General features: G+C 52.8%; 17 protein-coding genes. 13 read left to right on the top strand and 4 right to left on the bottom strand.

The window, feature by feature from the left end; genetic code table 11:
• Positions 1-395: 395 nt before the first annotated feature.
• The 3 genes from MY55_RS23790 to MY55_RS17375 all read right to left on the bottom strand — a co-directional run bounded on the left by MY55_RS23790 (position 396) and on the right by MY55_RS17375 (position 2,236).
• Entirely contained in the window at positions 396-836 is a 441-nt protein-coding gene (locus MY55_RS23790; protein WP_157889379.1) for a hypothetical protein, read from the bottom strand.
• A 66-nt stretch (positions 837-902) separates the two neighbouring features.
• Positions 903-1,607 carry a DarT1-associated NADAR antitoxin family protein gene (locus MY55_RS17380; RefSeq protein WP_065202805.1) on the bottom strand — a complete coding sequence of 235 codons (705 nt, stop codon included), beginning with the start codon at positions 1,605-1,607 and terminating at the stop codon, positions 903-905.
• Between the two features lie 8 nt (positions 1,608-1,615).
• A complete protein-coding gene (locus MY55_RS17375) occupies positions 1,616-2,236 on the bottom strand; it encodes a DarT ssDNA thymidine ADP-ribosyltransferase family protein (RefSeq protein WP_065202804.1) in 621 nt (206 codons plus the stop codon).
• A 295-nt stretch (positions 2,237-2,531) separates the two neighbouring features.
• Here MY55_RS17375 and MY55_RS22855 point away from each other — a divergent pair, with 295 nt between their 5' ends.
• Positions 2,532-3,287 (top strand): helix-turn-helix transcriptional regulator, encoded by a 756-nt coding sequence (locus MY55_RS22855; protein WP_081284750.1) that lies wholly within the window; start codon positions 2,532-2,534, stop codon positions 3,285-3,287.
• Between the two features lie 318 nt (positions 3,288-3,605).
• Here the strand turns inward: MY55_RS22855 and MY55_RS23785 are convergent, their stop codons facing one another.
• Entirely contained in the window at positions 3,606-4,007 is a 402-nt protein-coding gene (locus MY55_RS23785) for a hypothetical protein (protein ID WP_157889378.1), read from the bottom strand.
• 90 nt (positions 4,008-4,097) lie between these two features.
• Here MY55_RS23785 and MY55_RS23780 point away from each other — a divergent pair, with 90 nt between their 5' ends.
• From MY55_RS23780 to MY55_RS22840, 12 genes are all read left to right on the top strand, one after another.
• Positions 4,098-4,319, top strand: a complete 222-nt coding sequence (locus tag MY55_RS23780) for a hypothetical protein (RefSeq protein ID WP_157889377.1) — start codon at positions 4,098-4,100, stop codon at positions 4,317-4,319.
• A 590-nt stretch (positions 4,320-4,909) separates the two neighbouring features.
• Positions 4,910-5,794 carry a hypothetical protein gene (locus MY55_RS23775; RefSeq protein ID WP_157889376.1) on the top strand — a complete coding sequence of 295 codons (885 nt, stop codon included), beginning with the start codon at positions 4,910-4,912 and terminating at the stop codon, positions 5,792-5,794.
• Complete coding sequence (locus MY55_RS22850; protein ID WP_157889375.1) at positions 5,787-6,542, top strand: ATP-binding protein; 756 nt, start codon at positions 5,787-5,789, stop codon at positions 6,540-6,542. The genes MY55_RS23775 and MY55_RS22850 overlap by 8 nt, the downstream gene beginning before the upstream one ends.
• A 103-nt stretch (positions 6,543-6,645) precedes the next feature.
• Positions 6,646-7,113, top strand: a complete 468-nt coding sequence (locus MY55_RS17370) for a hypothetical protein (protein ID WP_157889374.1) — start codon at positions 6,646-6,648, stop codon at positions 7,111-7,113.
• A gap of 275 nt (positions 7,114-7,388) precedes the next feature.
• Positions 7,389-7,679, top strand: coding sequence for an HNH endonuclease signature motif containing protein (locus tag MY55_RS17365; RefSeq protein ID WP_065202802.1), 291 nt, complete (start codon positions 7,389-7,391; stop codon positions 7,677-7,679).
• A 154-nt stretch (positions 7,680-7,833) separates the two neighbouring features.
• Positions 7,834-8,661 carry a hypothetical protein gene (locus MY55_RS17360; RefSeq protein WP_157889373.1) on the top strand — a complete coding sequence of 276 codons (828 nt, stop codon included), beginning with the start codon at positions 7,834-7,836 and terminating at the stop codon, positions 8,659-8,661.
• A 41-nt stretch (positions 8,662-8,702) separates the two neighbouring features.
• Positions 8,703-10,361, top strand: a complete 1,659-nt coding sequence (locus MY55_RS17355) for a terminase large subunit (protein ID WP_157889372.1) — start codon at positions 8,703-8,705, stop codon at positions 10,359-10,361.
• Positions 10,358-10,522 carry a hypothetical protein gene (locus tag MY55_RS23770; protein ID WP_157889371.1) on the top strand — a complete coding sequence of 55 codons (165 nt, stop codon included), beginning with the start codon at positions 10,358-10,360 and terminating at the stop codon, positions 10,520-10,522. Before MY55_RS17355 ends, MY55_RS23770 begins: the two co-directional genes overlap by 4 nt.
• The gene (locus MY55_RS17350; RefSeq protein ID WP_065202819.1) at positions 10,522-11,772 is read left to right on the top strand and encodes a phage portal protein; all 1,251 of its coding nucleotides are present in this window, start codon (positions 10,522-10,524) and stop codon (positions 11,770-11,772) included. Before MY55_RS23770 ends, MY55_RS17350 begins: the two co-directional genes overlap by 1 nt.
• Before the next feature lie 163 nt (positions 11,773-11,935).
• Complete coding sequence (locus MY55_RS24095) at positions 11,936-12,889, top strand: hypothetical protein (RefSeq protein WP_200896634.1); 954 nt, start codon at positions 11,936-11,938, stop codon at positions 12,887-12,889.
• A gap of 131 nt (positions 12,890-13,020) precedes the next feature.
• Positions 13,021-13,146, top strand: coding sequence for a hypothetical protein (locus MY55_RS24475; RefSeq protein ID WP_279625457.1), 126 nt, complete (start codon positions 13,021-13,023; stop codon positions 13,144-13,146).
• Positions 13,139-13,972, top strand: a complete 834-nt coding sequence (locus MY55_RS22840; RefSeq protein WP_081284747.1) for a DNA cytosine methyltransferase — start codon at positions 13,139-13,141, stop codon at positions 13,970-13,972. The genes MY55_RS24475 and MY55_RS22840 overlap by 8 nt, the downstream gene beginning before the upstream one ends.
• Positions 13,973-14,010 lie beyond the last annotated feature (38 nt).

Below are 14,010 nucleotides of genomic sequence, written 5' to 3'. Positions count from 1 at the left end.
TAGTGCTCTCTCGTGTACTCTTATGTTCGGCTTTGTCTAAAAGCCAAATGTTTGAATCCAAGGGTTGCATCGTTGTAAAATGGGGCATCGATTTGGGTTTCTTGCAAACCAGTATTTTTGCGATTCAAATATCATTGCTCGGTTAATTAATCCAGCCCCCATAATTGTAAGCTCGCAATTGTCTAGCCCTGCAATAAGGCAGGTACTAGGTGATATGGGCATAATGGCTTGATTTATAGATGCATCAGGAACTATAAATTCAACTCCTATGGGGGATTTTATTATCCCCCATTTCAATTTTTCCGCGCCTAATGTTAGCTCAATATCCATCGCTCTTTGTATGTTGATGCCTGAGAATACTCTGCCTGCAATTGTTCCATTCGATTGAATGTAAACTATCCCCTTTTTTCTAGTACCTCCTTTGAGTCAATTGATAGCTCCCTTTCGGGAGTTACTAAGTTGATTTTGACATCTGCTATTGGATTGCTCGCTAGCTTACATCTATATTTCCATAGTAGGTACATGTGAGTAACTGTTAATTGATCTTCAGTGCACATAGCTCGAATAAGGCGGGAGTTTATTTTATCAGCAAGGTTCTGAAAGTTTGATTCTATATCTTTGCTGACTACTGTTTCGGTGCGATGGTCCCAGGCTCTGTTTGCACAGAATAATGAATTATTTGGCTTAAGATCAATAAAAATATCTTTAGTGTTTAATTTGACTTTGACGGCTTGATTTTCATGGCAAAATCGCTCAATGCTACGCAATGGCAACGTGTGCTGTTTTATTGTGAGTTGGTGGGGATTGGTCCGGCGGGGGGGGGTATCAATTGTCATTTGCTGTTCCGATTATTTAGTGTTTGCGCTATTTATTGTAGGGCCTGTTCGTATAATTTAAGCCGGCTATAATTGCAAGCCTTGCTGAATGGTTTCATCTTGCTGAGTGTTGCTGATTATTGCATTGCTTATAATTCTGAGAAACGCATCTTTTGAAGAGGTTGCCTCATCGAGTAAACTTCGTTTGTATAGTGAGTAATAGAGTGCAACAGAATAGGCTTGGCAGTTAATAGAGCGTTCAGGGTTAAATTCAATGTCAGTAAATGCAGAGTATTCTAGAAGCGACTCAGCAATATCAGTCCTTTTTTTAAGTGCATTGATGTAAAGCCAATCATAGAATGCAGTTAAAGGCTCAAGCTCCCATTCGATACCATAAAACCTGAACCCTGTTAGCCGGCCAGATGTACGTAGACGTTCATCTTTTTTTGCCTCTCGGGACGTTTTGAAAAAGATATCGGTGTATGGGCCGCCTTGTTCAAATACTTTGCTTCCTTGAAATGCACATTCAACACTGAACGTATGGTTGTGTTTGATTGTGGTGAAGGTTAAATTAAATGCACTTAGGGATTCTCCAAGTGGAGTGAGTGATTTGCTGGAAATTTCTAATATTTTACTAAGGCTATGTTTATTGCAAGCAGCTTTATGTAAGGAGTTAATGGATTTTTGCTTTTGCGATACTGCCAAGCCAGGAAACCATTCGAAATCAATAAAATCAGTTTTTACAAAGCTTTCACCTGTCAAGGTTGGGATGAATATCGGTCTTTTTGCCATGATTGAGCTTACCTTACATATGAACGAGATGCGAAAAAACTTTTCCCAGGGTTACAAACTATTACTTCCTTACCTTCTAGTAAATGCTGATATTGACTTTTGATGTTGTGGTTATCAAATCCGACGCCAAATATAAGTTCTGGTTCAATAGTTTCAAATACTAAAACTTCTGCTTGAACATCTGTTGGGTCATAAGGTTTTAATCTTTGATCTCTTTCCTCACCTATTTTGTCAAACATGCCCCCAAAAGCCTCTGGGGTTTTTAAGTGATTTATATCTTGCTGTGCTATTTGTGCAGTAGCTGCATTATGTTTGCAAAAGGCGCAGTCCTTTGTCCATAATACTGATCTTTTTATTCCTAATACAACCCAGCCTACATCAGGATTGTTTTGCCTGTATTTGAAAAACATACTTGAGTTGGGGAAGGAGATGGAAACAGATGTTGCATCGAGATGCCCGTCTAAACGTAGCTCGTCATTTATAGCAGGATTTATTTCTAATAATTCTGCTTGATTAATTGAGAGCAATCCATTTGTCAATATTGATTCTAAATTAGTAACGCGAGTGAAGTGTATTAAATATGGGATTTCAATATATTCTGCATATGATTTAATGATTGCGCTAGTCATGATAAACCTTGTAGGGTGAGTTTAAAATGGACTTTTATATGGGAGGTTGAAGTTGATTGTCATTCGTATGAAAATAAGAGTCATTTGTGATGAAAAATGACAATTAACTTGAAGTTAGCATTGCATTTTGAAGCAGTCAATGAGAGTTTGATTAATGTTGAAGTTAGTTTCATGGTGGTAAACGACGAACGGAAAGCAGAGCATTGAAAGGGGAGAGGCAGGTTAACGTTGTACGAACGTCTATCTATAATTTCAGGTGTATGTATTGAAGGGGTGGTGATTGAGGGATGTTGGTATGTCACCTGAAATCTTGAGGATGGTCCGGGAAGTGCCTTCTTTGGCCATGGCACAGATGGTGCCGTTGCAGCGAGGATTGTTGGCATTAGAGGATGAGGATGACGTTAGGGCCTTCCTGATGGGAGTTCAGCTTTGTCTGCCTGGACAGCCTCCAATCTTGTTGGCGCAAGTGTCGGGAAACAAAGGATTGTGGTCCCGTCCTTTTTCGGTCTCCCTGGGCTGGTCAGATGCCTGGCTAGAACTCTATGGTTCGCAAACATTCCACGAGGTAGACCCGGTTTTCAATGGGCCTGTCGGCGCGCCAATCATCTGGTCTGAGTTGCTGCTGAGGCGCCGTTCAACGGATGGTAGGAAGATGACCAGCTTTCGGTTGGCTTGTAAGCGCCATGGCATGACGCATGGGCTTTCGTATATTGCTGAAAGAGGGGAGAACCGAGTAATCGTTTCGGTAGTGGGAGAGGCCGCAGAATATGACTACTATGCCCGCCAGCTGTTGACCATGTTGTTGCCATCACTAGCGGACATGGCGGTTCGTGTGCTTACTCGCAATGCACGAATGGCTAATTTTACCCCGCGTGAACGTCAGATTTTTGACTGCTTAACAACACAAGGGCTGACGCAGGTGGAGATTGCCGACCGCCTTGGTTTGGGGTTGAGTACGGTGAAAGTACATCTTAAGAACATGCGAGAAGCCCATGGGGCAAGAACATTGGCGCATTTGGTGCATCTACTTCGGACAGAAGACGCAGCATGATAGAGGACGAACCTAGGTGAAATTACTTATATAGACGAACGTCTAATACAAACTGTTACAAGTGAAAGGTATAGTTCTGCCTTCACCTTTGTAACGCGTCAGGTTTGGAACAAAATGACTAAAAATAAAGATAATCATAAATTTATTGCTGAAGTAAGGATTAAGCTGAGGGAAGATGGCAGTCTTCTAGTTGAGGAGTGGGGAGATGCGCCCCGCATCTGGCATGGCTTTACTTTGGCAGGGGGCTTGTTGTCCAAGCTATTGGATAGGGGTTAGCTCTGTAATGAGTGTTGAATGAAAAAGCGGCCAAGTGGCCGCTTATTTTTTATCCAACTTGTCCGCCAGTATCCTCAAGAATGCGGCAACACTTTGAGTTCCTTGGTCAGCAATCCATTCTGCAAACTCATCGAGAGTGACTAGCTCGGTTGTCTTGTCTGGAGGGGTTGCTGCAGGTGCTAGCGGGGTCGCGCTCGTGACGATTGTCAGCGTCGGTTGAGCATGTGTTGCTGCGTGGCATGTATCCATCCATCCGCGCGGAAGATCCAAATTCTTCTCAATCTTACGCGCCAATGCGTCGCCTACATTTGCGGGATGCTTGTCACTCAGAATCTGGCTGAGGTAAGCGGGAGACGTTTGAACGGTATCCGCGAACTGGTTGGCGGTTTCGAAACCGGCGATCAGCTCTTGTAGATTCTGTAAGCGAATTTGTTTGTTATCCATGCCTAGATGATGCGCGACTTTAGCGTTTTACGAAATGAGTGTGCAACTAAATTTGTTGCGTAAAATTTAGTGAAACACTAAACTTGCACCATGAAACTTCGCAACTATCTCAAAAAGCTTGATGCCGAAGGCCGGGCACGCCTTGCTGAAGAGGCCGGCATCAAGCCCATCTACCTGACTCAGATCGCTGGAGGTGCAGAACCTTCCCCTTTGCTTTCCGCGCGACTACAGCGCATCACCGGGGGGATTGTGACGGTCTATGAGTTGCGGCCATCAGATGCCTTGGAGATTTGGCCCCTTGCGTCTGCCTGAGCTTCCCCGCGTCCCGCAGTCCAGCGTGGGACGCTTCCGCCGGCATGCCCGGTGTTTTTTCTTCTGTATGTAGTAGCCATAGATTCTCATGTTATATGACTATGGCGCGCACTACATCCACATTTAACATATTTGTCATGATTCTAGATATTCACGAAACCAGCCCATCCAAGAGGGGTGGACAGGATGCAGGCATCGATGCGCGCGGTTGACATGCTGTTGGCGCAGCTGGATTGGCAAGCGCGAGTCGCAAAGCCAGGATGCAAAGCCAAGCTGAGGCGCCGTCACATCGATTTACTTTAGCGTTCGCTAGAGCCGGATCAACGGAGGCGAGATGATGCCATGGCAGAAAGAAAGCGGTGATGTAATAGCAGATGCTGCCTATATCGTGATGCTGCCCACGAAAAGGGCGCAGCGACGAGAGCTAACGCGGTTGGGACGGGTACATGGTGAAGGGCATCGCTTGACTGTGAAGCGGGCCATTAAAGAGGGCTGGCTCGCAGTGGAAGCGAAGCTAGCGCCTTTGCCGATTGAACATCACGAAGACCCTAGACGGGCAGCGTTGGCTGCTGTGGGGGGAAGGGGGGCGTATGAAAGTATTGTTGACGGAACAGGAGCAGGCGGCTTTGCTTTCCTGCAGCCTGGAAGCTTTCCGGCTCTATTTGGCCGGACTGCGTCCACGCGTGGACATTCGAACGGGTATTGTTGGCAGGGGCTACCCGATTAGCCGCAGCGTGCTCGCTATACATTGTCAGTACGTCCCGCCGCGCGGTAGCAGGCGGCCGGCGTGGATGCCCTCATTGAAGCAAATAGATGCTTTGTTGGATGAGCTGGAAAGAGTGGGCTTGATCAAGCGAGCAGCTACTGTTCAGGAGTTCAAAAAATTGGTCTTGAAGCTACCGCTTTTAGTGCGTCTAGGTGATGAACAGGACATGAGCAGGAGTGCAGGAGGTGGGCAGCGTGATATCTCTGAAAGTCAGGCAGCGCAAGGCTCTGAACCATCTTTGATTGCTGTTGATCAGGATGAGGGCGGACAGTTTGAGGCGGACATATCTGAGAATAATAATAAATATATACATATCGCGCGCGAAGGGGAGTGTTGCGAGCAATCAATGCGTTTGGCGGCAGCTGCCACACGGCTTGGTGTGCGTGTCGGTGGTGCCGCCAATCCTGCGGTACTGGAGTGGGTAGAGGCGGGTGTCACCCTTACGCAGCTTCGGCAGGCTATTGACCGAAGCCGGGGCTATATCGCAGCGGGTAAGGTGATTTCGGCCAAGTATCTTTCGAAAGTTCTGTGGTCGATTCGAGAGGAGGAAAAACCGTCTGCAGCCCGTTCAGTAAGCGGTCGGCCGCTTGAGCGTAAGGTGGGCCGAAATGATCCGGCTTGGAAGAGTATTCCAGCCCCGGACCCTGAAAAGGTGGTGCCGGTTTCGGGTAGCGTGGTGGGCGGGGATGAGGGGGATTGGCTTGATTGATGCTGTGCAGTATTTCCCTCGCGTAGCGGGATTTCGAGGGCTTGCCAAAATATCGGCACGCTGCCAAAAGCATGGAGAGTTTGAGGCGGCTGTATTATCTGGAGTCGAGCCGAGATGCCTACGCTGTGAGCTTGAGATAGAAAGAGAAAAGCAAGTGGCCAGTCAGCAGAAAGCCACAATGGCACGCTGCGGCGTGCCGGGTAAATTTCGAAATGCCAAATTTCGGGACTTATTGGAAATTTGTCATGAACAAGTGGCGGTATTGAATGCTTTTAAAAAATGGGTAGTAAAAGTTGGCAAGGATCGAAATGCTGGTAATGTGGTGATGATGGGATTTACCGGCACGGGAAAAACACATATGGCCAGCGCGGCGGTATTAAATCTTATTGCGCATCGTGGCTTGAATGTTTGCTATGTGACATCCGATCAGATGAAAACGGAAGTGTGTGAAACATGGGGAAAAGCAGGGAGGAGCGAAAGCATTGAGTTGAATCGATTTGCTTCTTATTCAGTATTAATTATTGATGAAGTGGAATTGTTGGATGCCAATGGTCATGGTTTGCGTGTTTTGAATCGGGTAATAGATATGCGGTCTGCCGAGGGTTTGCCTACGGTCTTTATTAGTAACCAGACGCAAGAGCGGCTGTCTGAAATTGTCGGCCCGCGTGCGGCAAGTAGGATGTATGAAAATGCTTTGGTTTTGCAATGTTATTGGGAGGACTTTAGAAAGCGGCATTTTGTAAAATAACCAAGCCGCCATGATAAAATAACAGGCTAAAAGAAAGCCCGACGGTGATCGGGCTAGGGAATTTCTTCGCTGGGTTTTTGAGGGTTTGGCTTTGATTAAGGAAGTGGACGAACTGCTGTGGAAATGGGGGGCTTGGGTTGATCAGCGAGAAGCTAATGGCTTGGGCTATAAGATGTCGATCTTGAATGAAGCAATGGCACAAGCGGGAACCGAGCATCCAGAGCGTAGGGGCGCGCGGCAGACGTTTGATAATGAAAAGTTGTTGCTGGTGGATCAGGTCTTATGCAGAAAAATCAAGGCGGATACAAAGGGGTTGATTGATCGCTACTACAGAGGGCGCATAGGCGGTGTGACTGCTGTACAGGCTGTGGACCTACCGCGTCGCCGAGTGGGGGCGGTGACGGCACAATTTGCTGATTCTGCAGGCGTCTCTTGCCGGACAGTTGAGCGCTGGATGCATAATGCGCAAGTAGAGTTCCAGCTTGCCATGGCGTCTGTGACGCATCGAGTGCGGCAAGTTGGGGTGGTCGGTGTGGTGTGTGAGTTGGAGGCGATTGCTGCCAATGAATGATGATCGCTTGACACATCATGTCGGACTTGTGTAAATTTAAGCTACTCTTGAAACAATTGCGAGTAACGAAACCCGAGGCAAAGCCCTCGGGTTTTTTGCTTTCTGCGCCCCGGCCATCTGGTCGGGGCGTTCCTATTTGTGGAGCCGCTATGCCTGTCGCACCTTCCCGCCCTTGCCGCTACGCGATGCAGGGCTGTCGCCAGATGGCCGCGCCGGGTAACAGCTGCTGTCCGGACCATGCATCCCATGTTCGTCGGGTGGCGGATCAGCGGCGGATGTCGGATGAAACCGTGGCCAAGGTCCGGCGCTGGTATCGGCAACGCATCTGGTTCGCCCGGCGCGATGCCTGTCTGAAAGCGGCGCTCTATCGCTGCGCCACGCCGGGATGCGTGAACCGCGCGACCGATTGCGACCACATCCGGCCGCATCGTGGCGACTGGTCGCTGTTCATCGAGTCGTCCAATCATCAGGCGCTTTGCCATTCCTGCCACTCGCGCAAGACCGCGCGGGAAGACGGCGGGTTCGGCAACCGGCGGCGCGAGGTCGGCCAGGGGGTAGGGGGGTGAAATCCTTCCGCCCGACCGCCTGGCCAAGACCGCGTGCCTAACCGCGCTTTTCTCCACGCTGGATTTTCATAGGGGGGGGTCTAAATCCCCCCAACAAGCCCCGAAAGGGGCTTTTTTGTTTTCTGTCGCGCTCAACTAGCTGAAAGGCTCTGAAATGGCCGGAAAAGCCCCTTTGCGAGCGGGTTCCGGCGTGATGCCCAAACCGCCCGCCTTTTTGACTTCGAAGCGTGGCCGCGATGTCTGGAAATACACCATCAACGCACTGGACAGCGCTGGTCTGGACTGGACATCCGCGCTGCTGCAGATCGCCTTGTTAGCGGACAAGGTCGATGACTGGCGGACGCATGTCGAGGAATTGGACCGCTACGGCCATCGCTACGACGAGGACGCCAACGGCGGTTCGCTGGAAACCGATGAGTCCCGCGCCGAGCGGCGGGCGCGGGGCGAGGTGATGAAAGACCTGGATGAAGGCGGCTTGACGGTGATGGCCGCCGGCCAGGTGCGCGCCCTGGATCGGATGTTGACGGCGGACTTATTCGCCTCCGATCCGTTCGCGGTGATGGACCAGCTGGGCGAGGGCGGCGCCAATTTGCCGAAAAAACCGCCCTGGTCGATGACCAAGGCGGAAGCGCGTGCCTGGCGCGAGATACAGCCGCTGCTGCAGGCGTCGGGCTTCGACTATTCGTCGGCGGGCATCGCGCTGGGCCTGATCTGCGCGGCTATTGCCGACTGGCAAGCCTGCAAGCAGTGGATTTTGGACAATCGGGGCAAGATTTTCGCGGCGGCCAAGGAGACTGGCCGCCGGTATGAAGTCAGCGCCAGCTACAACCGGGCAAAGATCGCCAAACAGATGCGCGAATTGCTCAAACGAAATGGAATGACGGTGGCCTCATGCGCAAGAACCAAGGCGCTAAGCAAGGGGCGGGTGATCAGCGAGGACTTGGCCGAGCTGCTGGGGTACATCAACGACAGGCCGGATTGATTCCGGCCTGTTACGTTTTACAGCCGTGGGATCAGTACGGCGTGGACGTGCTGGAAGGCCGCATCAAGGTCGGCCGCTATGTCCGGCTGGCGGTGGAGCGGCATTTCCGCGACCTGCAGCAGCAGGAAGCGCGCGGCCTGGTCTGGCGGCCAGAGATGGCCGCCCATGCGCTGGCCTTTTTCCCGCGCTACTGCCGCCATTTCGAGGGCGAGTGGTCGGGCCAGCCGGTGGAGCTAGCGCCATGGCAAGCGTTCTGGATCGCGGTCGAGTTTGGTTGGTACAACCGGGACGGCCGGCGCCGCTTCCGCACCTTTTATGAGGAGGTGGCGCGCAAGAACGGCAAGTCCACCAAGCTGGCCGGCCTGGGCCTGTATCTATTCGCCGCCGACAAGGAGGCCGGCGCGCAGGTCTACACGGCGGCGACGAAGCTGGAGCAGGCCAAAATCACGCACGCGGCGGCGGAAATGATGGTCGCCAAGTCGCCCGCCCTGCGCCAGCTGGTGCAGAACCACAAAAACAAGCTGTGGATACCTGGCACAGCGAACAAGTTCGTGCCGCTGGGCGCGGACGCCAAAACCCTGGACGGCTTGAACGTACATGGCGCGATTATCGACGAATTGCACGCGCATCCCTCCCGCGACCTATGGGACGTGATCGATACCGGGCGCGGCGCGCGGCGCCGCAGTGTGATGCACGCGATTACCACGGCCGGTTTCAACCAAGAGGGCAGCATCTGCCTGGAGCAGCGAAATTACCTGATCCGGATTCTGGAAAATCAGGGCAAAGACCCGGCGCTGGAGGACGACAGCTTCGGTGGCGTGATCTACACGCTGGACCCGGAGGACGATTGGTTTGACGAGTCGGTATGGTGCAAGGCCAATCCGAATCTTGGCGTTTCGTTGTTCTTGGAAGAGTTGCGCACGCAGGCGCAAAAGGCGCGTGTGGTGCCGACCGCGCTATTCAACTTCCTGACCAAGCGCCTGAACATCTGGACGCAAGCGGTTGATAGCTGGATTTCCCTGGACGAATGGGACAAGGGAACAGCCGCGGTCGATCCTGAGTTGCTGCGGCATCGGCGTTGCTTCGGCGGCCTGGACCTGGCCAGCAAGACGGATATTGCCGCTTGGGTGCTGCTGTTCCCGCCTGAGAAGCCGGGGGAGCCATGGCAGGTTCTGCCGCGTTTTTTTGTGCCGGCGGACAACATGCTGGCGCGTGACAAAAGCGACAGGGTTTCCTATTCGACTTGGGCGCGGCAAGGCTACATCACGGCCACCGCCGGCACGCGGATCGATCAGGAAGTGATCCGCGCCCAGATCCTGGCCGATGCCCGGCAATTCGATCTGCAGGCCATCGGCTTTGACGAATGGAACGCCGGCAAGTTGGCTACCGAACTGACAGAAGACGGGCTGCAGTTGGTCGCGCTGTCACAGAATTTCCAAAATCTGTCCGACCCGACGAAAGAGCTTGAAGCCCTGATCAAGTCGCAAGCGCTGGCTCATGGCGGGCATCCGGTCCTGCGCTGGATGGCTGGCAATGTGGTGGTGCTGCGGGACTCCAATGACAACTATCGCCCGAACAAGGGCAAGTCGAGGGAGAAGATCGACGGCATTGTGGCATTGGTAATGGCATTGAATCGGGCGCTGTATCACGCCCCGGCGGGATCGTTCGTTTCCGCCTACGAAGACGAGGTGTGCTTGTGAGTAAGTTGGACTATTTGACGTTGCTGGTCGGCCTGGCCGGCGTGGCGGCGGTGACGGTCGGCATGTCGCTGTTGCATGCGGCGGCCGGTTGGATGGTGGGTGGCGGTTTCGCGTTAGCCTGGTCGTGGATGACGGCGCGCAGCGCGGGAAGGGCGCGCTGATGTTCATGTCACAGCAGTTTGGCCAATCTGCGGCATCGCCCGATCCGGGCTGGTTATCCAGCCTGCTGGGCGGCGGCGCCCGGAGCGCGGCCGGGGTGGCGGTATCGCCGGACAAGGCGCTATCGATTACCACGTATCAGGCATGTATTACCACGCTGGCCGAGTCGCTGGCGCAGCTGCCGTGCGAACTGTATCGCCGCAACGGCGACCAGCGCGAGCGGGTAACGGATCATCCTGTTGCCCAGCTGCTGCGCCAGCCCAACGGCTGGCAAACGCCGTTCGAGTATACCGAAGGCGCGCAGATCGCTGCCGCGCATGATGGCAACGCTTATTCCTACATCGAGCGCGACGAGGCCGGGCGGCCGGTGGCGCTGTTGCCGATGGAAGCCGGCAAGGTGGCGGTGCTGCGCGGTGCGGATTTGATGCCGTATTACCGCTTTGACGGCCAAGAGCCGATGCCGGCGCATCAGGTCCATCATGTGCGGTGGTTTACGCGCAATGGCTATACCGGCATCAGCCCGGTGCAGCTGCATTGCGATAGCCTGGGCCTGGCGCTGGCGACGCATGGCCACGCCAGCGCGGTTTTTGCGAATGGGACGCACCTGGCCGGCGTATTGGAGCGGCCGGCGGTGATCGGCGGCCAGGATGTGAAGCCGCTGAGTGCGGAACGGGTGCTGCAGATCAAAGCGGCGTGGAAGAGGGAGTACGCCGGCCGGGGCAACGCGATGAAAGTCGCGTTGCTGCAGGAGGGTATTACCTTCAAACCGCTTTCGATGACGAATGCCGATGCCCAACTGATCGACGCGCGTAAGTTGTCTGCCCTGGAGGTGGCGCAGATTTTCAAAATGCCGCCACACAAAGTCGGTCTCTTGGACCGGGCGACAAACAACAACATCGAGCATCAGGGCATCGAGTATGTGATCTATTGCCTGATGCCCTGGATCAAACGCCACGAACAGGCCCGCATGCGCGACCTGTTGTTGCCGTCCGAACGTGGCGAGCTGTACATCGAATTCAATGTGTCCGGCCTGCTGCGCGGCGATACGCAAAGCCGTTATGCCGCGTATGCGATTGGGCGGCAATGGGGCTGGCTGTCTGCCAACGACATCCGGCGCTTGGAAAACCTGCAGCCTATCCCCGGCGGGGATGTCTATATGCAGCCGCTCAATATGGTGGACACGCGCGGGGCATCACTGCAGGGCAAGCCTGATGCTCGCGCTCTGGTGGAGATTGATCGCATCCTGGCGTAGCCCGCTAAATATCTATTTCCTATCTTCATAATATTTTCCCGAGTGTTATAGTTATTGTAGGGTGGTTGTCGTCTTATTCCTTCGAGCTGGCGAATTCGATATGCTGGTACGTTGGTAATAGTCATTTTTTAATTTCTCTCTAGGAAGTGGGAGCAAAGGCAAGATGATGGGAAAACACGAGCCAGTGTACAATATATACACATATTTTGAAGGGGGAGAGTTGCGAGCGATAGGTATCAAGCCATATTATCGGAAAGGCGGGGATCAGAAAAAACTAGCCTTTTTGCGCGAGCGTGCCACGCTGGACTTTTCATCTGTACAACGTGTGCCGTTAGTGCCGCCGATGCCTCAAGAGGAATACTTTGCAAGACAGCGAATAGGAAATACTCTTGAGATTTTTGAACCACTTCTTGCTTCAGTTGGAGCGGGGCGGACGCCGTTATTTTGTATTACTCCTATTGTGGATGGTGTTCCAAAGATCGATATGAGCGTACCGATGGGGCCTCTAGATATGTCAGGTGTGCCTAATGATGCAGTGGGTGGCGGGGAGATGGATGATTATCTGTTCAAATATTTAGATAAAGAGGCCGGCACGTTTGATATGCCGGCTCTAATTAATGACGATTACTTTAAAGCAATACGATTGCTTTTTAATAATCGGCATTATGTGTCATGCTTAAAATTATTAATGTCGTTTCTGGATACCATCGCTTATGTTGAATTTGGCGATCGACCTCCGCGCAGTACGCCCGTATTTATAGATTGGCTGCGTGCATTTTCCGCCCCTGGGTTGGCTGGGGCAACGCCAGAAGAGTTATGGGAGTTTCGAAATAGTCTTTTGCATATGTCGAATCTAGAATCGCGTAAGGTTTCTGAGGGAAGTGTTGCCCAGTTAATGCCTTATGTCGGAAGTCAAAATTGCTTGCCTAGTGTGGACCCAAAGAGAAAGCACATTAGCTTCAAAGATTTGATTGAAGATGTGGGTGATGCAGTTGAGAACTGGATTAAGACATATAATAAAGATCCAAAGAAAATGGTTACGTTTATACAACGCTATGATCTAGTGGTATCTGATGATCGCTGGGCGACTGCGATTGTGAAATCTGCTGAGGGGTAATTAATTATTTATTTAATTTCTATCATTAAGTTTGATTTGGTGACAGATTCATTATTGGTATTGATAGGACTTCGCCCGTTTTTGTAACCAGCCCGCCGCAAGGCGGGTTTTTTTATGCGGGAAGGTAAGGCATGCAGCCAATTGACTCGGAACTGGCGCGGGAAACCGGCGAGCAAATCATCGAGGCGGTGAGGGAGGGCCGCTGCGACGTGATGGATTGGGAAAACCCGGTCAGCGTCTGGGGGCCGAATGAATGAGCTGGCTCTTTTCGCGGGGGCTGGTGGCGGAATACTCGGTGGCCACCTGTTGGGATGGCGCACCGTCTGCGCCGTTGAGCGTGATGCCTACGCCGCACAAGTTTTGGCGCAACGACAAACCGATGGATGCCTCGCGCCTTTCCCAATTTGGTCTGACGTGTGCAGTTTTGACGGAAGACCGTGGTCGGGACTTGTTGACGTGGTATCGGGCGGCTTCCCTTGCCAGGACATCAGCGCGGCAGGACGGGGCGCCGGCATCGAGGGCGAGCGGTCGGGACTATGGGCCGAAATGGCAAGAATTATCGGTGAAGTACAGCCCCGATTCGTCTTGCTGGAAAACTCACCTTTGCTTGTGGGCCGAGGACTTGCCCTGGTCGTCGGTGATCTTGCCGAAATGGGGTTCGATGCGGAATGGGCTTGTCTATCAGCATCCGACCTTGGCGCGCCCCATAAGCGGGATCGGATCTGGCTCGCCGCTGTGGCAAACCGTGGTCGCGGACGATGCGATAGAGCGGGCGGCGGGCAAGTGGAACAGCCGGGGAGAGCCGAGGCTGAGCGCGCAAGTGAAGCTGTGGCCGACGCCGACCGCCTGCGCCAGCAAGGGGACGTCGCCCGGCTCGCTGATCCGGAAGACCGGCGCCAGCCGAGAAAGGGACCGGCTAGACCATGCGGTGATGGCTTCGGACCATGGCCAACTGAACCCGGAATGGGTCGAGTGGTTGATGGGGTGGCCCATCGGGTGGACCGGATTAAAGCCCTTGGCAATGGACAAGTTCCGCGCGTGGCAGCGGCAGCATGGGCCTGCCTGGGGCCAAAAGCCGCCTAGCCCTACCTGCGAAAAGAGCCTTGCAGCCCGCAAGGATC

It is taken from the genome of Chromobacterium subtsugae (assembly GCF_001676875.1).
Taxonomy (GTDB): Bacteria; Pseudomonadota; Gammaproteobacteria; order Burkholderiales; family Chromobacteriaceae; genus Chromobacterium; species Chromobacterium subtsugae.
Note: the sequence above shows the minus strand (reverse complement) of the source record. Positions and strands in the feature narration are given on the sequence as shown.